Raw genomic sequence first — 25197 nt, forward strand, 5'->3', positions numbered from 1 at the left:
CAGCCGGCCGCGCGTTTCGCCGGCTTCAGCGTCGCAGCCAGCCGCGCGCGATCGGCCACGCCATCAGGCGGCGATAAACGCCTTCGAGGATGGCCGCGACGATTCGGCTTGTCTCACGCGCGCCCGCCGTGCGCATGACGAGCGCCACGACCATCGACACCGCCAGCGCGCCGAGCATGTCGAGCGGCCAGTGCACGCCAAGATAGATACGGGCCCAGCATACGGGCAGGGCGCAGATCAGCAGGAGCCTGCCGAGCAAACGAGGCGTGCGTGCGGCCGTGCCCATCAAGACGAAGGCCGATGTGAACATGATCGAGGCATGGTTGCTCGGAAATGCGCTCGTCGGTGCGTGCGCGAGCAGTTGGGTGCCAACGCCGACGGCGAACGGCCGTGGTTCGAACCAGGCAAGACCGATCAAGCCGTTGACGAGCAGCACGAGCCCCACGCCCAATAGACTGTGTACGGCGCTTTCCCGGTCGCGCCCGCCTGCGAGCCATAAGGTGACCAACCCCACCGGGAGCAGGAGAATCAGATACTTGGCAAGGAAGACGGCGACCGCCAGTTCACCTTCACTCACGTTGGGCGAGGCATTGATGGCAAGGAAGAGGGCGCGATTGAGCGAATCCATGGCGTTCCGGGAGCGAAAAAGTCCATGCCGGTCGTCCGGCACGCCACCGGGCTACCCACGGTGCCGGTGCCTCGACGGCCGCCGGCAGGCGGTTTGTGACGAAAACATGACAGATTCTGACTGAGCCGCTTTTCGGTGGAAAGTTGCAATCGTCATCATTTTGTAACACGTTGAATTGTTACTTTTCTTTCGACGCACTCGAAGGTAAAATCGCGCCGTTATAGTTCTCAGGAGGTCCTTCCGTGGACAGTAGTTCTAGTGGTAGTTGCCGGTCGACGCAGGTCGACAGCATCGCCGCGAGTTAGTCCCCGGGATCTTCCCTGCCGCTAACTCGCACAGCCGGGTTGGCGCGCACCTCTGATGTCCGTCTCGAATGCCCTGTGCCCTTGGCCACCATGCCGAAGGGGTTTATCGGGCTATATCGATCGCGTCCGTCGTTCGTCGCACGCTCCCTAATTTGTTTTACATCTGCCGTTCGGGCTTTCCCGACACGGGGGCATTCGTGGTTCGGGCCGTTTGCCATGCGCGCCGGTCGTGGAACACGAGTTTGCGGGCGTTCGCACGCCGCGAAGCGCATGCGGGCCGAACCCGTGTGGTGACGTTCCCCGGGAGGTGGGGCGGCGATTCGCCGACGCCCCGGTCCAGCGGCATTTTCTGGATGTATCCGATGCAACAAGCTCTCACACTGAGCGAGCGCCTGATTGCGGTGCTTGGCGCGCGCCTTGGCCTGCGCTTCTTCCGCCGCCGCGACATGCTCGAAACGCTCGATGCACCTGCGCACGGCCATGAGGCACCGCCAGGTCTCGTCGACGCGGCGCGTGACGCCGGGCCTGACCTGCTGGCACGGCTGCGCACGACGCGCGACGGGCTTTCCGACGACGAGGCTGCCGTTGTTCGTGCGCACGTCGGTGCCAACGAAGTCGAGCATGAAAAGCCGTTGCCCGGTTGGCGGCACCTCTTCAACTGCTACCGCAATCCGTTCAACCTGCTGCTCTCGGCACTCGCCGCTGTCTCGTACGCGACCGACGACACCGAGGGAACGGTCATCATCGCGTCGATGGTGATCATTTCCACGGTGTTGCGATTTGTGCAGGAAGCGCGTTCGAACAAGGCCGCCGAGAAGCTCAAGGCCATGGTGAGCACGACGGCCACGGTGCTGCGTCGGGAGGTGCTCGGCGACGGGCCCCTGGAGGTCGATAGCCTGCGTCGGGTGGGGCGCATGGGCCGGGAAATTCCGTTGGCCGAACTGGTGCCGGGCGACGTGGTATTGCTCGCGGCAGGCGACATGATTCCGGCGGACGTGCGCATTCTTGCGGCTAAGGACCTGTTCGTGTCGCAGTCGGCGCTCACGGGCGAGGCGCTGCCCGTCGAGAAATTCGCGCACCCTTGCGAGTCTGGCGGCAGCAACCCGCTCGCCTACGAGAACCTCGCCTTCATGGGCACGAACGTTGTCAGCGGTTCGGCCACGGCGGTCGTGGTGGCGACGGGGGCGCGCACGTTCTTTGGCTCGCTCGCGCAGCGCGTCACGGCGCAGCAGCCGACGGTGACATCGTTCCAGCAGGGTGTGAACCGCGTGTCGTGGGTGCTGATTCGTTTCATGCTGGTCATGACGCCCATCGTGTTGCTGATCAACGGTTTCACGAAGCACGACTGGCTCGAGGCGTCGTTGTTCGCACTGTCGGTGGCGGTCGGTCTGACACCCGAGATGCTGCCGATGATCGTGACCGCCACGCTCGCCAAGGGCGCGGTCGTGCTCTCGGGCAAGAAGGTGATCGTCAAGCGGCTCGACGCGATCCAGAACTTCGGTGCGATGGACGTACTGTGCACCGACAAGACGGGCACGCTTACGCAGGACAGGATCTGCCTGGAGCGTCACACCGATGTCTGGGGCAACGCTTGCGAAGACGTGTTGGCGTATGCCTATCTCAACAGCTTCTATCAGACCGGTCTGAAGAACCTGCTCGATGTGGCGGTGCTCGATCACGCGGAGCTGCATCAGCATCTGGACGTGGTGAATCGATATCGGAAGATCGACGAAATTCCGTTCGACTTTCAGCGCCGTCGCATGTCGGTGGTGGTCAGCGAGAATGGTGATCATCACGAACTGATCTGCAAGGGCGCGGTGGAAGAGGTGATGGCAGTGTGCGATCGCGTTCAGCATGGCGCGGACGTCGAGCCGCTCACACCTGACGTGCTTACCCGCCTGCGTCGCGTGACGGCCGATCTGAATGCCGAGGGACTGCGGGTGGTGGCGGTGGCAACGCGCCACCTGCCGCCGGCGCGTGAGCGTTATGGCATTGCGGATGAGCGCGAACTCGTGCTTGTCGGGTACATCGCGTTTCTCGATCCACCGAAGGAGTCGACGGCTCCGGCGTTGAAGGCGCTTGCGGCGGCGGGGGTCGACGTCAAGGTACTCACGGGCGACAACGATCTGGTGACGGCGAAGGTTTGCCGTGAAGTGGGCCTGGCGGTGAGCGGATGCGTGCTGGGCGACGATATCGAGGCGATGAGCGATGCCGAGTTGGCGCGCGCCGTCGAACATGCGAACGTATTCGCGAAGCTCACGCCGTCGCACAAGGAGCGGCTTGTGCGCATGCTGCGGGCGAATGGTCATGTCGTGGGCTTCATGGGGGACGGCATCAACGACGCACCGGCGTTGCGCGCGGCCGACATTGGCATTTCGGTGGACACGGCGGTGGACATTGCCAAGGAGGCGGCCGATCTGATTTTGCTGGAGAAGAGTCTGATGGTGCTGGAACAGGGCGTGATCGAAGGGCGTCGTACGTTCGCGAACATGCTCAAGTACATCAAGATGACGGCCAGCTCGAACTTCGGGAATGTCTTTTCGGTGCTCATTGCGAGCGCATTTCTGCCGTTCTTGCCGATGCTGCCGTTGCAATTGCTCACGCAGAACCTGCTTTACGATCTGTCGCAGACGACGATTCCGTTCGATCACGTCGATGAGGAGCAACTGACGCGGCCGCAGCGCTGGAATCCGGCGGATCTGTCGCGGTTCATGGTGTTTTTCGGTCCGATCAGCTCGATTTTCGACGTGCTGACGTTCGCGGCGATGTGGCATTGGTTCGGCGCGAACGGGGCTGCGCACCAAACGCTGTTCCAATCGGGTTGGTTCGTCGAGGGGCTGCTGTCGCAGACGCTCATCGTGCACTTGATTCGCACGCGCCGCATTCCGTTTGTGCAGAGCCGCGCCGCGTGGCCGCTGTTGTTGATGACGGGCGCGGTAATGTTGATCGGCATCATGCTGCCGATGTCGCCATTCGCGGGCACGTTCAAGATGCAGGCGTTGCCGCTTGCGTACTTCCCGATGCTCGCGGCGATCTTGCTTGCCTACGCGGTGCTGACGCAGATGATGAAAGGCATGTTCGCGCGGCGGTTTGGGTGGCAGTGAGGGCGGCCTCCGGAACGGGCCGCGCGAACGGGTTTCGGGCGCAAGGGCGCCCGGCCGGCTAGCAGCGCTCAATCATCGACCCATCGCCCCGCCACGCGGTCGAAATGCTGGCTGCGGGGCGCGAAGACGTCGCGCGCATCGTCGAGCTCCAACGTCACGTCGAGCGCACCGTCGTTGTCGAGCTTGGCGCTGCCCAGAGGATCATTGCAGCATAGCCACAATGAGACGTCCGACGGCATGCCCTCCACGCGGAACGACTTGTGCTTGCCAATGAGAAACGGCTGCCCGTTCTCGCCGAACCGCCCGATCAATTGCCCCATCAGCGCATCGGGACCATGGTAGGGATACCCGGCGTCGCCCGAGACATTGTGCAGATACGTCGCGCCCGAGTTCGGCGTGCGACCGTCGGCATCGCGGCGTCCGAACTTGCGGTCGTCCGTGCGCGTACACCACTCCCCCTCAGCGCGCAGGATCACCTTCGGCGCGGCCTGTGCGCCGACCTTGTACCCCGTGTCCTGCCAGCCTTCCGTTGCGTACACCTTCATGCGCTTGTTGATGCGATCGATCGTCATGACACGCTCCATCGTTGACGGGGGGCCAAGAGGGAATTGCCGGATTTCGGCTCGTCGCTACGCGAATTTCGGTTAGTTCGAGTGTAGGCGCATCGCCTCGCCAGCCGAAGCGGGACCGAAGAGCCCCGCCTCCAAACGGCGTTTGCTCGACACGGTGATTCCCAGTTCCGCATACAGCTCGTCAAGCGCTTCACGTGTACCGACGAGCAGCGCCGTCGTTTGCCCTTCGACGTCGGTGATCACGCTCACGAGCGTTTTGCCCTGGCACGTCTCGCGTGCCGCGACGAAACGCGTCGACGTCAGCGCGGCGAGCGTCGCGAAACGTTCGGCCTGCACGAGGCCATTGATCTGGAACACCGGTTGCGCCGCGCCCGTGGCGGGCGGGGCGAGTCGGATGTGCGTGCCGTCGCTGCGCGCGCCCAGTGCCGCGAACAACCGGTCGCGGCCTTGCAGCCCCAACGCGCAGTAATCGCCGTGTACCCAGCGTGAAATCGTATTGCCCGTTATGCCGGTGGCATAGGCCAGTCGGGCCAATGTGGTGCCCGAGAGCTTGATGAGCAGGCGGGCGACAGTGCGGTGACGCTGTTCGATCTCATCCATACGAGGGTTCCGGTGGTGACTGAGCACGGAGCAAGTCTGTCGGCCGCCCAACACGGGCGGCGCTCGGACTCAGAGCGCCATCGTCACTTCAAGCTGGGTGTCGATATCCGTGTGAAGCGCGGCGGTGCACGGCATGAGCGGACGGCGGACCGCTGACGTGCACAGACCCAGCGATGCGAGCGCCGCTTTGATCGCCACGGGATTGGGTTCGGCAAACAGGCGCCGAATGAGCGGCTTCATCCCGTTGAAGAGCGTCGCGGCGCGGGCCATGTCGTCCTCGCGCACATAACGAAGCAACTTCAGATAGAGGTCGGGCCGCACATGCGCCGCCGCCGAAATGCATCCGGCAGCGCCGGCTTGGAGCGCAGTCAGCAACTGCATGTCGTCGCCGCACAACACAGGCATGGCCACCTGCGACGGCAGACGCGTGAGCGGATGCGCGTCGCATTCCTTGATCGCCGCGAACGCCTCGTGCGACGCCAACTCGCGGATCGTCTCCACGTCGAGCGTCACACCGGTGCGCAGCGGCACGTTATAGAGCACGAGCGGCTTGTGCGTGCCGGCCGCCAGCGTGCGGTAGTGCCAGAGAATGCCCTCTTGCGACGGACGCAGGTAGTACGGTGGCGGGACGAGATAGCCGGCGATCGGCAGATCGTCGAGGCGGTGGATCTGACGCGCGGCACTCGCCGTGTCGGCCGCACCCACGCCCGCCACCACCGGCGCATGACCCTGGGCGAGACGGCAAGCTGTCTCGACAAGCCAGCGGCGCTCGTCGTCGTCCAGGAGCGTGCCTTCACCGGTGGTGCCGGCCACGACGAGACCGTTTACTCCGGCAGCAAGGTAGTAGTCGATCAGACGCGCGAATGCTTGGCGATCGATCTGAGCGCCATTGGCACCGGTCATGGGGGTGACGAGTGGAATCCACACACCTTCGAAAGTGACTTTGTTCATAGCACGGTGGAGCGGGTTTGTCGGGGAGACTTGAGAAGCATCGAACCGGTGGCGGGAGACCGAATGCTCAGACAACGGAGCGCAGACGCAGCGCGCCGAACTCGGCTTCCGGCAACGATTGCATGACGACATGCATCGCCCGCGACGCTTCGATACGCGGCAGCGCAATCGACACCACGGCAGCCGTATCGCGCCGAATGGGGCGGATCGTCTCGACGCGCCACGGCAACGGCAGACTCATCGCCAAGGTGATGGCGAGGGTCGAGACGGCTGCGCGGCTCAGCGTGATGTCGAGCGTTGCGTCGAGGCGCACGCGCGGGGTGTGTCGATTGCGTTGCCGTGGTGCCGCGAAAACGTCAGTCGGGAGGAGCGTTGGCGTGCTCGCCGGTGCGGCGGCGATGGCCGGGCCGAGAGCGGTCACTGAAGCGCGCGCCGTTTCCGCGCGCGTTGCACCATGGGCATGGAAGGGGTTGGCCGAGGGGGCGTTTGCACCGGGAGGTTCGAGGCTGGCGCGTTGAGCGAGGGTCGGCATGGCAACGTGTCGATGATCGACAGGAGTGATGACGAAGCCAGTCTAGGGACGCGTGGATAAAAAAGGCGTCAAGATTTCGACGCCGCACGGGCAGCGCGCGAAGGCGCGTCGCCTCAGTCCTGCTTGTCCTGCTTCGGGTACGCCGAATCGCTGAACAGCACGCACGCGCCGTGCGGCGCCGCGCCGACATTGTCGCGAAAAAGCCCAAACATGTTGCGCCACGGATCGAATGCACGTTGCGGCATCGGCGCTGGGGGGCGTGCCGCGAGCGTGGCGTCGTCGACTTCACAGTGCAGCAGATTCCCTTCGCAGTCGATGGTGAGGACGTCGCCGTCCTGCACGCGTGCGAGCATGCCGCCCTGCTCGGCTTCCGGAGACAGATGAATAGCCGCCGGTACCTTGCCCGACGCGCCCGACATCCGCCCGTCGGTCACAAGCGCCACATGGTGGCCTTCGTCCTGCAGGAGGCCGAGCATCGGCATGAGCTTGTGCAACTCCGGCATGCCGTTGGCCCGCGGGCCCTGGAAGCGCACCACGACGATCACGTCGCGTGCCAATTCGCCCGCCTTGAAAGCGGCCTGCGCAGACTCCTGATCGGAGAACACGCGCGCCGGGGCCCGCACGGACTGATGTTCCGGCTTGACGGCAGATGACTTGATGACCGCGCGTCCGAGATTCCCCTTGAGCATGCGCAATCCGCCTTCGCGCGCAAACGGGCGCGATGCCGGACGCACGATGGTCTCGTCGAGACTTGCTTTGGGGGCGTCTTGCCATGACAGCACGTCGTCTCGCAGGAACGCTTCCTGGGTGTAGGCGCGCAGGCCATGGCCCATGACCGTAGTCACGTCGTTGTGCAGAAAGCCGGCGTCGAGCAATTCGCGAATGAGGAAATTCAGGCCGCCCGCCGCATTGAACTGATTCACATCGGCCTTGCCACTCGGGTAGACGTGGGCGAGTAGCGGTGTGACGTCCGACAGATCGGCGAAGTCTTGCCAGTCGAGCAGAATGCCCCCCGCATGCGCCATGGCCACCAGGTGCAGCGTATGGTTGGTCGAGCCGCCCGTGGCCAGCAGGCCGACGACGCCGTTCACGAACGCCCGCTCGTCGAGAATGCGGGACGTGTCGATGCCGGATTTCGCCAGCGCCACGGCGCGAGCCGTCGCCGCCTGCGTAAGCGCGTGACGTAGCGGCGTATGCGGATTGACGAACGACGCGCCCGGCAGATGCAACCCCATGAACTCCATGAGCATCTGGTTGCTGTTGGCCGTGCCGTAGAACGTGCAGGTGCCCTCGGCGTGATACGCGGCGAGTTCGGCGTCGAGCAGCGCCGCGCGCGTGACACGGCCTGCGGCGTATTCCTGCCGGATGCGCGACTTCTCGTCGTTGGGCAATCCCGACGGCATCGGACCCGCCGGAGCGAACACCGCAGGCAGATGACCGAAAGCCTGCGCGGCGATCACGAGTCCCGGCACGATCTTGTCACACACGCCGAGGAACATGGCGGCGTCGAACATCTGATGCGATAGCGCGACGACCGAGGCCATCGCGATCACGTCGCGCGAGAACAGCGAGAGTTCCATGCCGGCGTAACCCTGCGTCACGCCATCGCACATCGCGGGCACGCCGCCGGCCACTTGCGCGCTGGCGCCATGCGCCCGTGCAGCGGACTTGATGATGTCGGGGAACTCGGCGAACGGCGCATGCGCCGAAAGCATATCGTTGTAGGCGGTGACGATGCCGATATTGGGCGTGCGCTCGGAGCGGATCCTGAGGCGGTCGTCGGCGGGGGCTGCGGCCAAGGCGTGCGCGAGATTCGCGCAGCCGAGCGTCTCGCGACCGGGCTGCCCCTGCCGGGCGCGGGACACCCCGTCCAGATAGGCCCGCCGGGACGACCGACTGCGCTCGATGAGGCGCTCGGTCACGCGGGCGACCACCGGATGCAGCGAGACATTGTGCGAAGACTGGGTCATGGTGTTTCCGGGACGTTGTGGGTGGCCCGATGCACAGGGCGCGGGAATGTCCGCGACATCTTTCGCTTGGCGGCTCGGGGCGACGCCTCGTGATGCAGCACCCTGAAGCATCGGCGAAAAAATGTAGTCGAAGAACGCGTTTGTGTTGAATTAAAGTGTAGTTAAACTACAATGCAGTGTCAAAGTTGCGCTTCTTCTGTGACCTGCGGACACCCACCCGGTTCGGCGGTCCATTCGACGCTCGTTACGCGGTGCCGAAGAGGGGGCGTCCGGTCGCACGGAATCCACGCGGTCCATGAACATGCCCTCACCCTATACCTTTGTGTTGTTCGGCGCCACCGGCGACCTGTCGTTGCGCAAGGTGCTGCCTGCCCTGTTCCGAGCGTTCCGCACCGGGCAATCGGGCTCGCATACCGACGCCGATGCCGACGCCGATGCCGACGCCGATACCGATACCGGGCGCATTCTGGCCATCTCCCGAAAGCCGATGGACGCCACGTCGTATCACGCGTGGTGCGAGGAACACGTGCGAGCGCACATCAAACCCGACGTCTGGGACGAGAGTGCCTGGAAGCGTTTTCTTGCCATCATCGACTACATGCCGCTCGATCTCGCGCATGAAGCCGAATTCAGCCTGTTGGCCAAACGCCTGGCGTCTCGCAAGGGCATTCGCATCTTCTATCTCGCGACCGGTCCGTCGCTGTTCATCCCCATCTGTGAAGGGCTGCGCAGCGCAAAACTCAACGACAACAGCCGGATCGTGCTGGAGAAGCCGCTGGGTCACGATCTGGCCTCGTCGGAGGCGATCAACGACGCGGTGGGTGCGAGCTTCCGAGAAGATCAGATCTATCGCATCGATCACTACCTCGGTAAAGAGGCGGTGCAGAACCTGCTGGCGCTTCGCTTCGGCAACGCGATCTTCGAGCCGTTGTGGCGGCGCGAGTTGATTGACAACATTCAAATCTCGATCGCCGAGGAGATCGGCGTCGAAGGGCGCGGCGAGTTCTACGAACAGACCGGTGCGCTGCGCGACATGGTGCAGAACCATCTGCTGCAACTGCTCGCCATCGTTGCGATGGAGCCGCCGTTGTCGATGGATGCGGACGCCGTGCGCGACGAGAAGCTGCGCGTCTTGCGCTCGCTGCGCCGGCTTGACGACGACTCGGTCGCACGCAACGTGGTGCGCGGCCAATACGGCGGCGGTGCAATCGGCAAGTCGGCGGTGCCGGCCTATGTCGATGAGCCGGGCGTACCGGCGACCAGCCAGACCGAGACGTTCGTCGCCCTCAAGGTCGATATCGACAACTGGCGCTGGGCCGGCGTGCCGTTCTTTCTGCGCACGGGCAAGCGGCTCGGCGAGCGTGTCGCGGAGATCGTCGTCAACTATCGCGCGACCCCCTATCCGTTGCTTGGCGAAGCGACGGCGCATGCCGGCGTCAATCGTCTCGTCATCCGCTTGCAGCCGAACGAGTCGATCCGGCTTTACTGCCTGGCGAAGCAGCCGGGCGAAGGCATGAACCTGCAGTCGGTCCACCTCGATCTGGCGTTCGATCAGTTCTTCAAAGGACACCGGATGGATGCTTACGAGCGTTTGCTGCTCGACGTCATCAACGGGCGTCTCGCGCTCTTCGTCCGGCGAGACGAGCAGGAGCAGGCCTGGCGCTGGGTCGCACCGATCCAGGCCTACTGGTCGCGTCAGCACAAAGGCCCGAAGCGCTACGCCGCCGGGACTTGGGGACCGCCCGCGGCCAGCGCGCTGCTTACGCAGTATGGTCGTAGCTGGGTCGAGGAAGAGAACTGAGACGGATGGCCGGCCCCGTCGAGGTCACGTCTGCGGCGCACCGGCCCAACGCCATGGAAAAGGGAGGCGGACACGCATGATTCACTGGCGACTATTTCCCACGCGGCAGGCACAGGCGCAGGCGCTTGCCAACGCCGTTGTCGCGGGGCTCGACGAAGCGCTGACCGTTCGCCCGCGCGCGTTGCTGGCGGTGTCGGGCGGCACGAGTCCGACGGCGTTTCTTTCACAATTGGCTCGGCTACCGGTGGCGTGGCGCAACGTCGATATCACGCTGGTCGATGACCGATGGCTGCCGTCGACGCATGCCGAGAGCAATGCCAGGCTGGTCGCGCAGACGCTGCTGCCCGGCGCGCAAGGCGCGCACTGGCTGCCCCTGGTGGACACCGCGACCGATGCTGCGCTCCAGGTGAAAACGCTCAACGACACGTGGACGCACGGTGTGCCGCAAGTGTGCGTGCTGGGCATGGGGGAGGACGGTCATACCGCGTCGCTCTTCGCCGATGCTGCGCAATGGCGCGAGGCGATCGTCACCCACGACAAGTTCGTTCTGGTTCAGCCGCAGCACGCGCCGCATCTGCGCGTGTCGTGGTCGCTCTCGGCGCTCGCGGCCAGCGAGCGGCTCATGCTTCAGATCCAGGGACCCGCCAAACGCGCCGTGCTCGAAGCCGCGCAAGCAGACGAACAGGACAATGCCATCTCCCGGCTGATCCATCATGAAGGAGTGAACATCGATGTCTTCTGGAGCGAGGAGTAATCCGCCGCACTTGAGCGGTCCGCGACTGCTGGCCGATATCGGCGGCACCAACGCCCGCTTCGCGCTGGAAATGGCGCCCGGCGATCTCGTCGAGATCCGGGACTATGTCTGCGACGATTATTCCGGTGTCCCCGAAGTCATTCGCGCCTATCTCGACGAGGCCGATCACGCCGAACCGGTGCGGCACGCCGCCATCGCCATCGCGAATCCGATCGAGGGCGACGAGGTTCGCATGACCAATCGCGACTGGCACTTCTCGATCGAGGCGACGCGTCGCGCGCTGCGTTTCGAGACGCTGCTCGTCGTCAACGATTTCACTGCGCTTGCGATGGCGTTGCCTTACCTGTCCGACGCGCAGAAGCGACAGGTGGGCGGCGGCGAACCGCAGCCGGGCGGCGTGATGGGTTTGCTCGGTCCGGGCACCGGCGTTGGCGTATCGGGCCTCATTCCAGCGGGCGATCGCTGGATCGCGCTTGGCAGCGAAGGCGGACACACGACCTTCGCGCCGGCGGACGAGCGCGAAATCGAGGTGTTGCGCCATGCGTGGCAGCACTTCCCGCACGTCTCGTTCGAGCGGTTGGTGGCGGGCCCCGGCATGGCACTCGTCTATCAAGCGCTGGCGGGCCGCCATGGCCGCCGTGGTCACCGTGTCCACCAGAGGGCATCGTTGGAGACACCCGCCATCGTGAAGCTCGCGTTCGATGGCGACCGGCTCGCGCGCGAGAGCGTCGATTGCTTCTGCGCAATGCTCGGCACGCTTGCGGGCAATGTCGCGCTGTCGCTGGGCGCGGTGGGCGGCGTGTATCTGGGCGGGGGCGTGATTCCGAAGCTCGGCACGTTGTTCGAAGACTCGCCGTTTCGGCAGCGCTTCGAGGCAAAGGGTCGCTTCGAGGGCTATCTGAAGAAAATCCCGACGTACGTCATCACGGCCGATCATCCCGCGTTTCTTGGCACGTCCGCGATGCTGGCCGAACAACTGGGCACGCATGCGGCGGGCGCGGGCGCACTGATCGACCGCTTGCACCGTCTGCGCGATCGGCTGAGTCCGGCGGAGCAGCGCGTCGCGGAACTCGCGCTCAAACAACCGCGCGCACTGCTCGCAGAGCCGGTCGCGGAAATTGCGCGGCTCGCGCGTGTGAGCCAACCGACGGTGATCCGGTTTTGCCGCAAGCTCGGCTGCCAGGGGTTGTCCGACTTCAAGCTCAAACTTGCGAGTGCACTGACCGGCACGCTTCCGGTTCGGCACGGCCAGGTGCACGTGGGCGACTCGGCGGCGGAATTCAGCGCGAAAGTGCTCGACAACACGGTGTCGTCGATTCTGCAGATGCGCGAGCATCTCGACGCACGCACCGTCGAGGCGGCGGTCACGTTGCTCGATGGGGCGCGCCGCATCGAGTTCTACGGACTGGGGAATTCCGGGGTGATTGCGCAGGACGCGCACTACAAGTTCTTTCGCTTCGGCATGCCGACCATCGCGTACGGCGACCCGTACCTGTTGCAGGCGTCGGCGGGGCTGTTGGGAGAGGGGGACGTCGTGGTTGCGATTTCCGCGTCGGGCCGTTCGGCCGACCTGAACCGTGCCGTCGATATTGCGGTGACGCGCGGCGCGAAGGTGGTGGCGCTTACGGCGCGCAACTCGCCGCTGGCGCGAAAGGCGACGCTTGTTCTGCCCAACGATCACGTCGAGACGATGGGCGCGCACGTGACGATGATCGCGCGAATTCTGCATCTCGCGGCGATCGACGTGCTCGCCGTCGGCGTGGCGATCCGGCGTGCCGGGCCGGGCGCGCAGACGGCGGGCGAGGGCGCGCTCGACTGGCTGGGCCATGGCAGTGGCCAGGATTCGGGCACGGCCGCCGCCGCGTGACTTCGCGTGACTTCGATTCGGTCATGGCACGCAATGTGCCGACTTGCGGCCGCAGCGACACGCGCCTAGCATGGGAAGTCCCAACCCCAGATCCCGGAGACTGTCATGATGAATCACGTGTACAAGCAAGTCGAGCTGACCGGCTCGTCGACCGAGTCCATCGACGATGCAGTCAAATGCGCCATCGCGCGCGCGAGCCAGACCTTGCGCAATCTGAATTGGTTCGAGATCATCGAGACGCGCGGGCACATCGAGGACGGGAAGGTCGCTCACTGGCAGGTCACACTCAAGGTCGGCATGCGCCTGGAAGACTGATCCCGGCAGACCGCTGCGAACGACGGCCGACGTCCTGCGCGCCCTGTGCGCCCTGTGCGACTCGCCACTCCCCGGCGCCATCCGCGCATCAATCGCCGGGAATCTGCATGGCGCGGGGCACCGCAGACGTCATCCGGTCGTGTCACAATAGGCCCATACTCGACATCATGAAAAAGTCAGAAGAGGTTTTCGCATGTCCGAACAAGAACCGGTCCATGCCACCCGATCGATCACAGATCCGGTGGAAGCCGTCAACTACCTGAAGACGATTTACGACGCCAATACGGCCTACCTTCGCACCGCCTTCGAACGCTTTTCTACACAGAAGGATCAGGCGCGGCGTGTGAGCGCACATTACCCGTTCGTGCGCATCACCACCGAAGACATCACGCAGTTGGACAAACGCCTGTCCTATGGCTTTGTCTCGGGGCCCGGCAGCTATCAAACGACGGTCACCCGACCGGATCTGTTCGAGAACTACTACATCGAGCAGCTTCGACGGCTGGCGCACAACCATGGCGTGGCGTTCGAAGTCGGCGTCTCGGATGAGCCGATCCCCGTGCATTTTGCTTACCAGGACGGTGTGTACCTCGAGGGCGATCTCGATCAGACGCACTTGCGCGCCATGCGCACGGTGTTCGACGTGCCCGATCTGGCGGCGATGGACGACAGCATCGTGAACGGCACCCGCGATCCGTTGCCCGGCGAGATCTTGCCGCTTGCGCTGTTTACCGCGCCACGCGTCGATTATTCGCTGCACCGTCTGCGCCATTACACGGCGACCTCGCCCGAGAACTTCCAGAACTACGTGCTCTTCACGAACTACCAGTTCTACATCGACGAGTTTGTCGAACTGGGGCGCGAATTGATGAGCGCGACCGACGATCCCGCATTGCGCGAGTATCGCAGCCAGTACACGGCATTCGTCGAGCCGGGCAACGTCACGCACTGGAACCAGAACATCGACGCGCGCGCAGCGCAGGGCATGCCGCCGTCGCGGCTGCCGCAGATGCCGGCGTACCACCTCGTGCGACCCGACAATACCGGCATCACGATGGTCAATATCGGCGTGGGCCCGTCCAACGCGAAGACCATCACCGATCACATTGCCGTACTGCGCCCGCACGCCTGGGTCATGCTCGGACACTGCGCCGGGTTGCGCAACTCGCAGCGTCTGGGCGACTACTGCCTGGCGCATGGGTACGTGCGTGAGGATCATGTGCTCGACGACGATCTGCCGCGATGGGTGCCGGTGCCGCCGCTGGCCGAGGTGCAAGTCGCGCTCGAGCGCGCCGTGGCGGACGTGACGCAGCTCGACGATCTCGAACTCAAGCGCGTCATGCGCACGGGCACGGTCGTCACCGTGGACAATCGCAACTGGGAATTGCGCGATCACCGCGAGCCGGTGCAGCGCATGAGCCAGAGCCGTGCGATTGCGCTCGACATGGAGAGCGCGACCATTGCGGCGAACGGCTTCCGTTTCCGAGTGCCATACGGCACGTTGCTGTGCGTGAGCGACAAGCCGCTGCACGGTGAGTTGAAATTGCCGGGGATGGCCGACCGCTTTTACCGCGAACGGGTCGACCAGCATCTGAAGATCGGCGTGAAGGCGATGGAGTTGCTGCGCGACAACGGCCTGGATCGCCTGCACAGTCGCAAACTGCGCAGTTTCAACGAGGTTGCGTTCCAGTAACCGTCACAGCAAGTAACTAAGTAACGCGCGTCGGGCGGCAGAGACCGCCGGCGCTCAGGAAAACACGCGGCGCGCGTGAATGCCCAGGCCCAGCGCCACGCTGGCGAGGCGATCGCCGAAGACCGGTGTCGCCTTCGGGAACGCACTGCACATCGCGCTGGACAGGCAGCGCAGGCCCGTTGAGCCGCCGGTGAAATAAAGCGCATCGACGTTGTCGGCGCGCAATCCGGCCAACGCCACGGTATGCACGGCGCCCGCCGTGATGCTCGCGATCTCGTCGCTGACCGCCTCCACCAAGCCCGTTTCCGAGAACGCGACGGCGAGGTCGCGCTCGATCACGGACAGATCAATGCGCGTCTCGCCGCCGGACGACACGTCGATCTTCGCGGCTTCCGCATGCCCGACGAGGGCGTGCCCGAGGCGTTGCTCGACCGTGCGCATGAGACGTCGATGATGGGCGGGGTCGGCGTAGAGATGCGCCGTGAGCGCCAGTTCGCCTACGCGCTTCGGCGTGTAGACGGTGTTGATCAGATGCCACGTCGCCAGATCGAAATAGATCCGGTTGGGAACTTCCTTGCCGTCCGGGCCGAGCGCCTTGTAACCGAGTTCGCGCAGGATCGTGGCGAGCTCGATGCGGCGATCGAAGTCCGTGCCTGCGATATGCACGCCATGGTGCGCGAGCACATCGTCCTTGCGATTCAGGTGGCGCGCACGTTCCGGTCCGACCCGCACGAGCGAGAAGTCCGAAGTGCCGCCGCCGATATCGATGACCAGCACCTGCTGCTCATCGGTGAGGCGCGATTCGTAATCGAACGCGGCCGCGATCGGCTCGAACTGGAACTGAACGTCCTGAAAGCCGACGTCACGCGCGCTTTGCTCGAGCGAGCGTTGGGCGGCGGCGTCGGCACGCGGATCGTCGTCGACGAAGAACACGGGGCGGCCCATCACGACCTGTCGCAGATCGCCGCCGTCGGCTTTCAGGGCGTGAGTGCGCAGATGACGCAGGAACGTGGCGATGATGTCGATGTAGCGCATCGCCGCGCCGTTGCCGAGGTCGGTGGTGGTTTCGATCAGGGAGGAGCCGAGCAGGCTCTTGAGCGAGCGCATCAGGCGTCCGTCGTAGCCATCGACATAGTCGGAGACGGCCTGACGGCCGAACGATACGCGGCCACCTTCGTCGGCATTGAAAAACACGGCGGTCGGCAGCGTGCCGTAGCCGGCTTCAAGTTCGACCAGACGCATGGCGGCACCGTCCTGTACGGCGACGGCAGAATTCGAAGTGCCGAAATCGATGGCGCAGAAACTCATGGTATTTGCGGCCCGGGCGGACGAGCCGTAAAAGGTCGGCAGTGTAGCACGGCCGGGCGGGCGGCCGGATGAACGCCCCTGGACCGCCGGCGCGTCACGATGCGCGCGGGTCATTTGCGCGGCAATTCCGCACTCGGCTGGACGAAGGGCAGCGTGCGCAGGCTGCTGACAACGGACGCGGCCGCAGCGAACGCGGCCGCGACATAGAGCGACACGCGCGTGCCGTAGCCTTGCGGGGCGACGCTGAAGACGAGGGCCACCAGCGCCGCGCCGGTCGTCTGCCCGGTCAGGCGCGCGGTGCCCAGCATGCCGCTTGCGCCGCCGCTGCGATGCGCCGGGGCGGCCATGAGCATGGCGTAGTTGTTCGGCGACTGGAACAGGCCGAAGCCGAAGCCGCACAAGGCCATACGCCAGACGATATCGATCACGTGCGGATGCGCGGGCAGAAGACCGAGCGCGAGCAGGCCGAGTGCGAAGGCGGCCAGACCGATGGCGCCGAGCAGGCCCGGCTTGTAATACTCGAGCAGACGTCCGGCCAGCGGCGCGACGACCACAATGGTGAGCGGCCAGGCCGTCATGAGCAAGCCGGTCTGGACGTGATCGAAGCCGAGTGTGTCCTGAAGGAAGAAGGGCAGCGAGACGAACGCAAGCATCTGTGCGCAGAACGACGCCATCGACGTGCATATCGACAAGCCGAAAATCGGAATGCGCAGCAGGTCGACGGGGAGCAGCGGCACGGGCTGGGTCCGTTGGCGCCGCACGAAAATCGTACCGATGACGATGGCAGCGACGACTTCGACCACGACGAGCCAGCGCTCCTGTCCGTGTCCGAAGGCGTCGATGCCGGAGATGAGCAGCCCGAAGGTGAGCGCGCTCAATGCCGCACCGGTCCAGTCGAACGCATGCGAGGCGCGTTTGCTGTCGGGCAGCGAGCGCACCGCGATGGCAAAGGCGATGCTACCGAGGGGCACATTGATCGCAAAGAGCCACGGCCAGTGCGCGATGGACAGCACGCCGGCGGCAATCGTCGGGCCGGCGGCCGACGAGACGGCGACGATGAGGGAGTTGAGCGCGACGCCGCGTCCGAGTTGGCGCGACGGGTAGATCGCTTTGACCAGCGCCGTGTTCACACTCATGATGCCGGCCGCGCCGAAACCCTGCGCCACCCGCGCGAGGGTGAGCGTGACGAGCGAATCCGAGAGGGCGCAGGCAAGTGAGGCGAGCGTGAAGAGCGCGAGGCCGAAGGTGTAGACCCGGCGGTAGCTCACGATCTCGCCGAGCGCGGCGAGCGGCAGCAACGAGATGGTGATGGCAAGCTGGTAAGCGTTGACGATCCAGATCGACGTGGCAGGACTGGCGTTGAGGTCACGCGCAATGGTGGGCAGCGCGACGTTGGCAATGGCCCCATCGAGCACCGCGAGCGAGATCGCGAGCATGACGGTCGCAATGGCCCAGACGCGGGCAGGCATGGGCATGCCGTCAGTGAGTGTGTCGGACATGAGAGCAGCGAAGGACGAGGCGGTCGCGCACCATGAAACCGTATCGGGCGCGCGAGACAGGAAACCGTCATCCTGCCCCAAATCCCCAAGCGTCGCGGTTGACCGACGCAAAGCCTTATATCTACAGGGTTTTCGATCCGCGTTAGATGTTTTGTCTGGTGGAACTCATGTTCTGTTAAATAAAACACGTACCGCAGAGATGGAAATTTGTCTTATGAGGTCGCGGCGTCTCCTTGAAAACGGGCGATGCGAACGTTGCCGAGCGGGTGATAGGCCGTGCCGTGCGTCACGCACGAGAACTCGACACCGCTGTCGAGAATCGCCTGGACGCCGAGGGCGGCAATCGTACTGGCGGGCGAGCGGCCCGGGCAGGCATGTGCACCGTGCCCAAACGTCCAGGCCACATCGTCCGGCGATGCACCGGCGGGCGTGGCGGCGGGCGTGGCGGCAAGCACAACCAGTATTGCGTCGCCGCGCGCCAGCGTTCGCTCACCGATGACGGCCGGCGCGTGCAGGAAGCGTCGCGTGTTCTGGATGGGCGGATCGTGCCGGATGACTTCATTCACTGCCGAGATGGCGACGGCCAGATTGGCGGGAAGCATTGCGCGGCCGGTGGCGAGGGGCCGGGGCGTCGGTAGCGCGTTTCGCTCGGCTTCCCCATATTGCTCATGTTGCGCATGTTGCTTATGTTGCTCGTGTTGCTCATGTTGCTCGTGTTGTGAGAGCCGACGCAGACTGTTTGCGACGAGTCCCGCACACGCGTCATGCGCCTGCGTGAACAGGCCGACCACATTCGCGGTGAGCACGCTGTAATCGATGGCGTCATCGCGTGCTGCGCTTCGTGCTGTGTCGTGCAACCAGGTGCCCGAGACCGCGTCATTGTCGAGCCAGCGCATGGCGCGCGCGCGCAGGGTGCTGGCGGCGCTGTGTCCGCGTGCGAGCACGTCGGCGCGCGGCGAGGGCTTGGCGGATTCCGCCATCGCCGCGACCAGTTTGCGAACGTCGTCAAAGACGTCTGCCCACTGAGGGGGCGCAACGCCAAGCCATGCCGCGAGCGCGTAAATCGGCTGGCGGAAGACGAAGTCGTCGAGGCGGGCGGTGGGTGAGTCTCCACAGGCGAGATAGGCGTCTGCGCAAGCGGCCTGGCTCGCGTCATGCAGCCTGGCGAGTGTGGCGCCATCGGCATGCAGCGTGGCGAGGCGCGCTTTGATCCACGGCTTCATGGCGGCGTGGGCCGATCCGTCGTTCATGCGCACGAGTGCACCGAACCAGTCGCCGGCGGCACCGTTGGCCAACGCGGCCGGAACCCGCGCGCCGACAGGCCGAACGCCGCAAGCCGGATGCCGCAGCACGGCCGCCAGCGCTTGCGGCCCTGCGGCGACCCACATGCCGAGGGAGACATCGAAGTCGAACGGGCGTTGCGAGGCGAGCGATTGGTAGTACGGATACGGGTTGGGGTGAACGACGGCGGCCAGGGCGTTGGCGGGCGGCAATACGGCAGGGGAGGCGACGTTGGCGGTGGGCATGGCGGGCAGGCGCTCAGTGGTGTTTCGATAACACCGATCATGACGCACCGCACGACCGGCACGGTTCATCATGTGCTGAAGTGTTGAACGCATCGTGGGGCCTATACTGGGCTTCACATTCTTCACCGGAGCCCAGCTGTGGACATCGCCAGAGATCACGCCCCAAATGTCAGCTCGCTCGCGGCGCTGCTTGCCGATGCCGGTCGCATGACGATGCTTTGGGCATTGATGGACGGGTCGGCGCGCCCGGCGGGCGAACTGGCCCTGGTCGCCGGACTTTCCCCCTCCAGCGCCAGCGGACATCTGGCGCGTCTTGTCGACGGCGGCGTCCTTGCGCAGGAAGCGCGTGGACGCCACCGGTACTTCCGCATCGCCACGCCCGAGACGGCCGCCGCCATCGAGGCGCTCGCCAGTGCCGTGCTGGCCACGCGAGAACTGCGTCCGCGCCCGGTGCCCGTCGGCCGTTCCACGCCGGTGCCTCTGCGCCACGCACGCACTTGCTACGACCATCTGGCTGGGGAGATTGCCGTCGATCTCTTCGCGCGGATGCGCGAGCATCGCTGGCTGCGCATCGACGGCAGCGATGTAGCGTTGACCGACGCAGGTGTCGATGGATTGAGCGCCCTCGGTGTCGACCTCACGGCTGCGCGTGCGCGTCGGCGTCGTTTCGCCTGCACTTGTCCTGACTGGAGCGAACGCAAGCCCCACCTCGGCGGCGCGTTGGGCGCGGCGCTGCTTCGCACCTGCCTCGACGCCAAATGGTTGGAGCCGACCCGCGAGCCGCGCGCCTTGCGCGTCACGCCGCTTGGCGAAAATGAACTCTCGGCTATCGCGATCCGCCGGTAACGCTCGACGCTGCCGGGGCAGACGCCGCGACTAACAGGGTTGCAGCCATCGTGCTACCTGGGGCGAGACGGGGCTCATGTCCGTTCGGCAGCCGAAAGAAAGGCGGGCGCATCGGCCAGCAAGACGGCGAGATCGGCGGCGCCCGATTTGACGGCGCGTGCGGTACGCTCGCGCGTCAGCGCATCGGTGCCCACCAACGCGCGCGGTCCCGCAACGCTCAGGGCTGCCAACGGTCGGCCGTGACCGTCGAGCACCGCGGCGGCGCAGGCGTCGATGCCTGCTTCGAAGCCGTCCTGACTCCAGGCGCATCCGGCGTCGCGATCGCGGGTGAGTTGAGCCTCGAGCGCTGCATACGTGCGCGCACTTTGCGCCGTGGCGGCAGCGAGCGGTTCCGGGCCGAGCAGTGCGCGGCGGCGCTCGTTGCTCAGATGCGCGAGCAACGACCGGCCCGGTGCCGTCAGGTGTGCCGTGACGCGACTGCCGGCGCGGATATTGCTCACAAGCGGCAACGCTGGCGTTTCGCACAGCAAATAGCGAACCTGCGCACCGTCGAGCACCGTCAGGTAGCTCGACAGCCCGGTCTCGTTGGTAACGCGCGTGAGCACGCGCCGCGCCGTGGCCAAGTGATCCTCGCCAGCAAGCGCGCTGGTCGCAAGCGTCAGGAAGCGCAATCCGAGCCGATGGCCGCCCTGCGGCAGAGGCTCCAACACCCCCTCGAATTGCAGCGTCTCGATCAAGCGCATGACGGTCACGCGATTCACACCGATGCGGCGGCCGACATCGCTGATATTGGCCGTCGATCCACCGTCCGCCACGAAACGCAGCAGCTTGAGCGCGCGCATGACCGGTGTCACAAGGCCCGTCTGTGCGTTGTCTTGTGCGTTGTCGTGTGCGTCGGCCGTGGCGCCATCCATTGACGGCGCGCCGTTTTGCGAAGCTTGGGTCATGCGTTCGATTCCATTCATCGGGACAGCGCGGCGCAGCGCTTGGGCTGGCGCTGCCATGGTTCGCTCAGGCCGCGAGCGGGACTTGCCACGCGTCGTACTCATAGACCCAATCGGCGTTGCCGCCTTCCTTGAGCCATTGGTTGCCGCGCGAGCCGATCTGCACACGTGCCGTGCGCTCGCGTCGCGACGCCTCATAGCTTGCCAGCGCGGCGGCGAGCGTCGAAGCATCGGCGCTCGGACCCGCAGCGGCCAAGTGGCGAGACAGTACCACAGCGTCTTCGATCGCCATGCCCGCCCCCTGCGCCATGAAAGGCATCATCGGGTGGCAGGCGTCGCCAAGCAACGACACGCGATCGCGCGACCACTGCGGCAGCGGATCGCGCACGTACAAGGCCGACTTCAGCACGCTGTCGCACGCGTCGAGCAAGGCGCGGGCTTCAGGGTGATAGTCGGCATACATGGCGCGCAACTCATGGACATCGCCCGGTGCGGTCCACGATTCCAGCGTCCAGCTCTGCTGCGGTGTTGTAGCGAACACGAAAATGTCGCGGCCGAGATTGAGCGGAAAGGTCACGATCTGGCTCGACGGATTCGGTCCCCACCATTTCGTGAACGCGCCGAGATTCGGTACGCCGCCGAGCTTGTCCGCAGGCACCACGGCACGGTACGCCACCACGCCCGTGAACTCCGGCGACTCCGGCCCGAACAGGCCGGTGCGCACGACCGAGTGGATTCCGTCGGCACCGATGAGTACATCGACATCGTCCTGCGTGCCGTCCGCGAACGTCAACCGAACGCGGCCCGTCTGCGACTCGCCTGGCGCTTCAAACGCCACGAGCTTCCTGCCCAACGCGATCGACTCGGCGGGCACGGCTTGCTCCAGCGCTTGCAGCAGGTCGGCGCGGTGCATCGTGAGCTGCGGCGCACCGTACTTCGTCTGCGCCGTTCGGGCCATCTCCAGACGTGAGGTCTCCTCGCCGGAATTCCACGTGCGGCTGATGCGATGGCTCGGTTGTGCTGCGCTCTTGCGCAATGCGTCGCCGACACCCAGGCCGTCGAGCGCGCGTACCGCATTGGGGGTCAGGTTGATGTCCGCGCCGACCCGGGCGAACTGCGTCGCCTGCTCATACACACGCACGCGAAATCCCGCGCGGAGCAAACCGATGGCGGCAGCCAGACCGCCAATGCCGGCACCGTTAATGCCGATGAGAGGAGCTTGCATGAGGACATCCTTTGACAAAAGTGTCGATAACTCAGAAAAATAAAACGTTCAAATATGAACATGATGTTCAAATATTATTATTTTTGATTCGATTCACCGCAAGCCATCCTCGGGTAAGTCCCGAGGAAACGACAGGGCAAGAATTGGCGAAGACATTGGGCGCCCGGTAACATCCGCGCGAAGCGCTGCACCTCGTGAGTCCCCGGAAGGACGGCGAGTTGGCGCGGCTCGCACGCGCGCTAGCACGCCAATTTTCTCTCATCAATTCGTGCATCTCCGCTGCGGGAGTCGTGCATGACCTGGCCTAAGCTCTGCACAGTTGGTTTCATAAGTAATCCAACGTTTCATAGGTGGAACGTCGAAAATGCAAACGCGCGGCAGGTGTGACCGGCTTGGGTTGCCACGCGCTATCGCCGGCGTCTTCACCGTTCTCGAATCATCGAACGACAGGAGTACACAGATGAAGCGGTTTCCGATGGGGCGGATCCCAGGCATGACGAAGCTGGCCGCGGCAATGCTGCTGGCGGCGGGTGTGCCGTTGGCAGCGCACGCGCAGAGCAACGTCACGATCTACGGCAGTCTCGATGCCGGCATGGCGTTCGTGAACAACCAGGGCGGCAACGCGAACTGGATCGCTCAGCAGGGCGGCACACAGCCGGATCGCTGGGGCCTGCGCGGCGTGGAAGATCTGGGCGGGGGCAACCGCGCCATCTTCATGCTGGAAAACGGCTTCTCGACGCTCACCGGCAACACGATCAAGGCGGGTTCGATGTTCAACCGCCAGTCGTGGGTGGGCTTGCAGTCGGACAGGATGGGCACGCTCACCATTGGTCACATGACCACGTTCAACTTCGACTGGCTGGGCCCAATGAGCACGGCCTATCTGGGGATGAACTGGTACATGTTCCACCCGGGTAACCTCGACGAACTGGCGAACACGTCCGTCGTGCAGGTCGACAACTCGGTGCGCTACGTCACGCCGGATTTCGCCGGTTTCAAGGCGGGCAGCATGATCTCGTTCGGCAACAACACGAACTTCGCCAACGGCCGCAAGTGGAGCGTGGCCGCGAACTACACGAACGGCGGTTTCAAGGCGTCTGCCGTGTACTCGAACGAAAACAACCGCACGCCGAACGTTGCCGTGCTCGGCGGCGCGACCTTCCAGGGGCAGGCGGTCGGCAGCTATGCGGCGGCGAACGTCGAGAACATGGGCGCGGGGCTCTCGTACGGCTTCGGACCGTGGCTGTTGCACGCCTTGTACACGCGCGTGAAACTTCAGTCGCCCGGCTATAGCGATACGTACCAGTCGTTCGACGGCGGTGCCAACTACGCAACCGGCGCTGCTAACACGATCACCTTCGGCGCGGCGACCACCAGCCTGTCGGGCAAGCGCTGGACGCAGGTCAGCCTGGGCGACGTCTATGCCTTCTCCAAGCGCACACAGGTGTACGTGAGCGGGGTGTACCAGCATGCGAGCGGCAATGGCGCGGTGACGGCGATCAACACGATCGGTGCGTCATCGAGCGGCAATCAGCTCGTCATCATGTCGGGCGTGCATCACTCGTTCTGACCCCCTTGCAACGCAAGCGCATTTCTAGCATCACCCAAAGGTGTCACTTCACACGCCGGCCAGCGACTGCTCGCCGGCGTTTTTTTCGTCCCGGTCGTTCTCACATGCCGCGACAAGCCAGTGGGTGCGGGTTTCCCCTAGGCAAAAAACAATTTTGACTACGCGAATCACTCCCTATAATTGATCCATAAGTAAATCAACGTTTCACATATGAAACGCTCTCACCGAGAGAAAGACAGGCTGGCAAGCCGTGCAAGCGAAGTGACGCAGCCGGCTGCCCGAGGCAAGTTGAACATCCAGGAAGACGGTGGTTTCCCATGCTCAGGTCGATTCAGTTGAAGGACGCGAACGTAGCCGAGGTGTATGCCGACGCACGTCAGGCGCAGCCGGTGGCGGCACCCTTGCCGTTCGCCATCGAATACCGCGGCGTCACGCGTCGGTTCAAAAATCGCCAGGGCAAGGGCGAGATGACGGCCGTCTCGAACGTCTCCATCGGCATCAAGGCCGGTGAGTTCGTCTCGCTGATCGGCCCGAGCGGCTGTGGCAAGAGCACGCTGCTGAACATGGGCGCGGGTTTGTACGCGCCCAGCGAGGGGCAGGTAACGCTCGCGGGCAAGCCGGTGCGCGGCCCGTCGCAGCAGGTCGCGTTCATGTTGCAGAAGGATCTGCTCATGCCGTGGCGATCGATTCAGAAGAATGTCGAGCTGGGCATGCAGATTCGCGGGCGCAGCAAGACCGAGCGCGCAGCGGTTGCCAAGGCGTTGCTTGCGCGCTGCCATCTGAAGGGGTTCGAAAATCACTATCCCCACCAGCTCTCGGGCGGTATGCGCCAGCGCGCGGCGCTCGCGCGTACGCTGGCGATCGAGCCGGACGTGCTGCTCATGGACGAGCCGTTCTCGGCGCTCGACGCGCAGACCAAGATGGTGCTTCAGCAGGATCTCGCGCAGATGCTTGCCGCCGAAGGCAAGACCGCGCTGATGATTACCCACGATCTCGCCGAAGCGATTGCGCTGTCGGACCGCGTGTTCGTGATGAGCGAGCGCCCGGGCACGATCATCGAAGAAATCACCATCGATCTGCCGCATCGCGACAACCCGATCGAGCGTCGCAAACAGGCCGGCATGAACGAGTACGTGGCCCATTTGATGGAACTGCTCAAGGTCGGCCGCGACGACCATCTGGGCTGA

The 25197-nt window shown here is 64.7% G+C and carries 20 protein-coding genes; 9 read left to right on the top strand and 11 right to left on the bottom strand.

The annotated features are described in order from the left end of the window. Nucleotides 1-25: 25 nt before the first annotated feature. Nucleotides 26-628 (bottom strand): phosphatase PAP2 family protein, encoded by a 603-nt coding sequence (locus tag ACE3UG_RS12120; protein ID WP_374624175.1) that lies wholly within the window; start codon nt 626-628, stop codon nt 26-28. Between the two features lie 667 nt (nt 629-1295). On the opposite strand from ACE3UG_RS12120, the gene mgtA reads away from it, so the two are divergent. Continuing rightward, entirely contained in the window at nt 1296-4037 is a 2742-nt protein-coding gene (mgtA, locus tag ACE3UG_RS12125; RefSeq protein ID WP_374624178.1) for a magnesium-translocating P-type ATPase, read from the top strand. A gap of 68 nt (nt 4038-4105) precedes the next feature. Here mgtA and ACE3UG_RS12130 read toward each other — a convergent pair whose 3' ends face one another. The 5 genes from ACE3UG_RS12130 to edd all read right to left on the bottom strand — a co-directional run bounded on the left by ACE3UG_RS12130 (nt 4106) and on the right by edd (nt 8662). Next, a complete protein-coding gene (locus tag ACE3UG_RS12130) occupies nt 4106-4609 on the bottom strand; it encodes a hypothetical protein (protein WP_374624181.1) in 504 nt (167 codons plus the stop codon). Between the two features lie 72 nt (nt 4610-4681). Continuing rightward, nucleotides 4682-5209 carry a hypothetical protein gene (locus ACE3UG_RS12135; protein ID WP_374624184.1) on the bottom strand — a complete coding sequence of 176 codons (528 nt, stop codon included), beginning with the start codon at nt 5207-5209 and terminating at the stop codon, nt 4682-4684. 69 nt (nt 5210-5278) lie between these two features. Next, complete coding sequence (gene dapA, locus ACE3UG_RS12140; protein WP_374624187.1) at nt 5279-6160, bottom strand: 4-hydroxy-tetrahydrodipicolinate synthase; 882 nt, start codon at nt 6158-6160, stop codon at nt 5279-5281. Between the two features lie 67 nt (nt 6161-6227). Beyond that, the gene (locus ACE3UG_RS12145; RefSeq protein WP_374624190.1) at nt 6228-6692 is read right to left on the bottom strand and encodes a hypothetical protein; all 465 of its coding nucleotides are present in this window, start codon (nt 6690-6692) and stop codon (nt 6228-6230) included. A 113-nt stretch (nt 6693-6805) separates the two neighbouring features. Then, entirely contained in the window at nt 6806-8662 is a 1857-nt protein-coding gene (edd, locus tag ACE3UG_RS12150) for a phosphogluconate dehydratase (RefSeq protein ID WP_374624193.1), read from the bottom strand. Nucleotides 8663-8957: 295 nt separating this feature from the next. Here edd and zwf point away from each other — a divergent pair, with 295 nt between their 5' ends. The 5 genes from zwf to ACE3UG_RS12175 all read left to right on the top strand — a co-directional run bounded on the left by zwf (nt 8958) and on the right by ACE3UG_RS12175 (nt 15092). Continuing rightward, nucleotides 8958-10463 (top strand): glucose-6-phosphate dehydrogenase, encoded by a 1506-nt coding sequence (gene zwf, locus ACE3UG_RS12155; RefSeq protein ID WP_374624196.1) that lies wholly within the window; start codon nt 8958-8960, stop codon nt 10461-10463. A gap of 76 nt (nt 10464-10539) precedes the next feature. After that, on the top strand, nt 10540-11217 hold the full coding sequence (pgl, locus tag ACE3UG_RS12160) for a 6-phosphogluconolactonase (RefSeq protein WP_374624199.1): 678 nt from the start codon (nt 10540-10542) through the stop codon (nt 11215-11217). Beyond that, on the top strand, nt 11195-13084 hold the full coding sequence (locus tag ACE3UG_RS12165) for a bifunctional transcriptional regulator/glucokinase (RefSeq protein ID WP_374624202.1): 1890 nt from the start codon (nt 11195-11197) through the stop codon (nt 13082-13084). Before pgl ends, ACE3UG_RS12165 begins: the two co-directional genes overlap by 23 nt. Before the next feature lie 105 nt (nt 13085-13189). Beyond that, the gene (locus tag ACE3UG_RS12170; RefSeq protein WP_374624205.1) at nt 13190-13399 is read left to right on the top strand and encodes a dodecin; all 210 of its coding nucleotides are present in this window, start codon (nt 13190-13192) and stop codon (nt 13397-13399) included. Nucleotides 13400-13592: 193 nt separating this feature from the next. Then, nucleotides 13593-15092 carry an AMP nucleosidase gene (locus ACE3UG_RS12175; protein ID WP_374624207.1) on the top strand — a complete coding sequence of 500 codons (1500 nt, stop codon included), beginning with the start codon at nt 13593-13595 and terminating at the stop codon, nt 15090-15092. A gap of 54 nt (nt 15093-15146) precedes the next feature. Here ACE3UG_RS12175 and ACE3UG_RS12180 read toward each other — a convergent pair whose 3' ends face one another. The 3 genes from ACE3UG_RS12180 to ACE3UG_RS12190 all read right to left on the bottom strand — a co-directional run bounded on the left by ACE3UG_RS12180 (nt 15147) and on the right by ACE3UG_RS12190 (nt 19425). Next, nucleotides 15147-16400 carry an Hsp70 family protein gene (locus ACE3UG_RS12180; RefSeq protein ID WP_374624209.1) on the bottom strand — a complete coding sequence of 418 codons (1254 nt, stop codon included), beginning with the start codon at nt 16398-16400 and terminating at the stop codon, nt 15147-15149. Between the two features lie 110 nt (nt 16401-16510). Continuing rightward, a complete protein-coding gene (locus tag ACE3UG_RS12185) occupies nt 16511-17899 on the bottom strand; it encodes an MFS transporter (protein WP_374624211.1) in 1389 nt (462 codons plus the stop codon). Between the two features lie 212 nt (nt 17900-18111). After that, nucleotides 18112-19425, bottom strand: a complete 1314-nt coding sequence (locus ACE3UG_RS12190) for a hypothetical protein (protein WP_374624213.1) — start codon at nt 19423-19425, stop codon at nt 18112-18114. Between the two features lie 207 nt (nt 19426-19632). On the opposite strand from ACE3UG_RS12190, the gene ACE3UG_RS12195 reads away from it, so the two are divergent. Continuing rightward, nucleotides 19633-20271, top strand: coding sequence for an ArsR/SmtB family transcription factor (locus tag ACE3UG_RS12195; RefSeq protein WP_374624397.1), 639 nt, complete (start codon nt 19633-19635; stop codon nt 20269-20271). A gap of 74 nt (nt 20272-20345) precedes the next feature. On the opposite strand, the gene ACE3UG_RS12200 is transcribed toward ACE3UG_RS12195, so the two are convergent. Both ACE3UG_RS12200 and ACE3UG_RS12205 read right to left on the bottom strand, forming a co-directional pair. Further along, entirely contained in the window at nt 20346-21218 is an 873-nt protein-coding gene (locus ACE3UG_RS12200; RefSeq protein ID WP_374624215.1) for an IclR family transcriptional regulator, read from the bottom strand. A 64-nt stretch (nt 21219-21282) separates the two neighbouring features. Then, nucleotides 21283-22440: an FAD-dependent monooxygenase gene (locus ACE3UG_RS12205; protein WP_374624217.1), complete on the bottom strand. Its 1158-nt coding sequence runs from the start codon at nt 22438-22440 to the stop codon at nt 21283-21285. A gap of 493 nt (nt 22441-22933) precedes the next feature. On the opposite strand from ACE3UG_RS12205, the gene ACE3UG_RS12210 reads away from it, so the two are divergent. Next, on the top strand, nt 22934-24010 hold the full coding sequence (locus tag ACE3UG_RS12210; protein WP_374624219.1) for a porin: 1077 nt from the start codon (nt 22934-22936) through the stop codon (nt 24008-24010). Between the two features lie 317 nt (nt 24011-24327). Next, entirely contained in the window at nt 24328-25197 is an 870-nt protein-coding gene (locus ACE3UG_RS12215) for an ABC transporter ATP-binding protein (protein ID WP_374624221.1), read from the top strand.

The sequence above is a fragment of the Pandoraea sp. genome, from assembly GCF_041919235.1.
In the GTDB taxonomy this organism is placed as follows: domain Bacteria; phylum Pseudomonadota; class Gammaproteobacteria; order Burkholderiales; family Burkholderiaceae; genus Pandoraea.

Coding starts and splice junctions, on each gene's coding strand:
- ACE3UG_RS12210 (WP_374624219.1), top strand. CDS start 22,934: ATGACGAAGCTGGCCGCGGCAATGCTGCTGGCGGCGGGTGTGCCGTTG.
- edd (WP_374624193.1), bottom strand. CDS start 8,662: ATGACCCAGTCTTCGCACAATGTCTCGCTGCATCCGGTGGTCGCCCGC.
- ACE3UG_RS12195 (WP_374624397.1), top strand. CDS start 19,633: ATGACGATGCTTTGGGCATTGATGGACGGGTCGGCGCGCCCGGCGGGC.
- ACE3UG_RS12185 (WP_374624211.1), bottom strand. CDS start 17,899: ATGTCCGACACACTCACTGACGGCATGCCCATGCCTGCCCGCGTCTGG.
- zwf (WP_374624196.1), top strand. CDS start 8,958: ATGAACATGCCCTCACCCTATACCTTTGTGTTGTTCGGCGCCACCGGC.
- ACE3UG_RS12130 (WP_374624181.1), bottom strand. CDS start 4,609: ATGACGATCGATCGCATCAACAAGCGCATGAAGGTGTACGCAACGGAA.
- ACE3UG_RS12175 (WP_374624207.1), top strand. CDS start 13,593: ATGTCCGAACAAGAACCGGTCCATGCCACCCGATCGATCACAGATCCG.
- mgtA (WP_374624178.1), top strand. CDS start 1,296: ATGCAACAAGCTCTCACACTGAGCGAGCGCCTGATTGCGGTGCTTGGC.
- ACE3UG_RS12200 (WP_374624215.1), bottom strand. CDS start 21,218: ATGACCCAAGCTTCGCAAAACGGCGCGCCGTCAATGGATGGCGCCACG.
- ACE3UG_RS12165 (WP_374624202.1), top strand. CDS start 11,195: ATGTCTTCTGGAGCGAGGAGTAATCCGCCGCACTTGAGCGGTCCGCGA.
- ACE3UG_RS12205 (WP_374624217.1), bottom strand. CDS start 22,440: ATGCAAGCTCCTCTCATCGGCATTAACGGTGCCGGCATTGGCGGTCTG.
- ACE3UG_RS12135 (WP_374624184.1), bottom strand. CDS start 5,209: ATGGATGAGATCGAACAGCGTCACCGCACTGTCGCCCGCCTGCTCATC.
- dapA (WP_374624187.1), bottom strand. CDS start 6,160: ATGAACAAAGTCACTTTCGAAGGTGTGTGGATTCCACTCGTCACCCCC.
- ACE3UG_RS12145 (WP_374624190.1), bottom strand. CDS start 6,692: ATGCCGACCCTCGCTCAACGCGCCAGCCTCGAACCTCCCGGTGCAAAC.
- ACE3UG_RS12190 (WP_374624213.1), bottom strand. CDS start 19,425: ATGCCCACCGCCAACGTCGCCTCCCCTGCCGTATTGCCGCCCGCCAAC.
- ACE3UG_RS12170 (WP_374624205.1), top strand. CDS start 13,190: ATGATGAATCACGTGTACAAGCAAGTCGAGCTGACCGGCTCGTCGACC.
- ACE3UG_RS12120 (WP_374624175.1), bottom strand. CDS start 628: ATGGATTCGCTCAATCGCGCCCTCTTCCTTGCCATCAATGCCTCGCCC.
- ACE3UG_RS12180 (WP_374624209.1), bottom strand. CDS start 16,400: ATGAGTTTCTGCGCCATCGATTTCGGCACTTCGAATTCTGCCGTCGCC.
- ACE3UG_RS12215 (WP_374624221.1), top strand. CDS start 24,328: ATGCTCAGGTCGATTCAGTTGAAGGACGCGAACGTAGCCGAGGTGTAT.
- pgl (WP_374624199.1), top strand. CDS start 10,540: ATGATTCACTGGCGACTATTTCCCACGCGGCAGGCACAGGCGCAGGCG.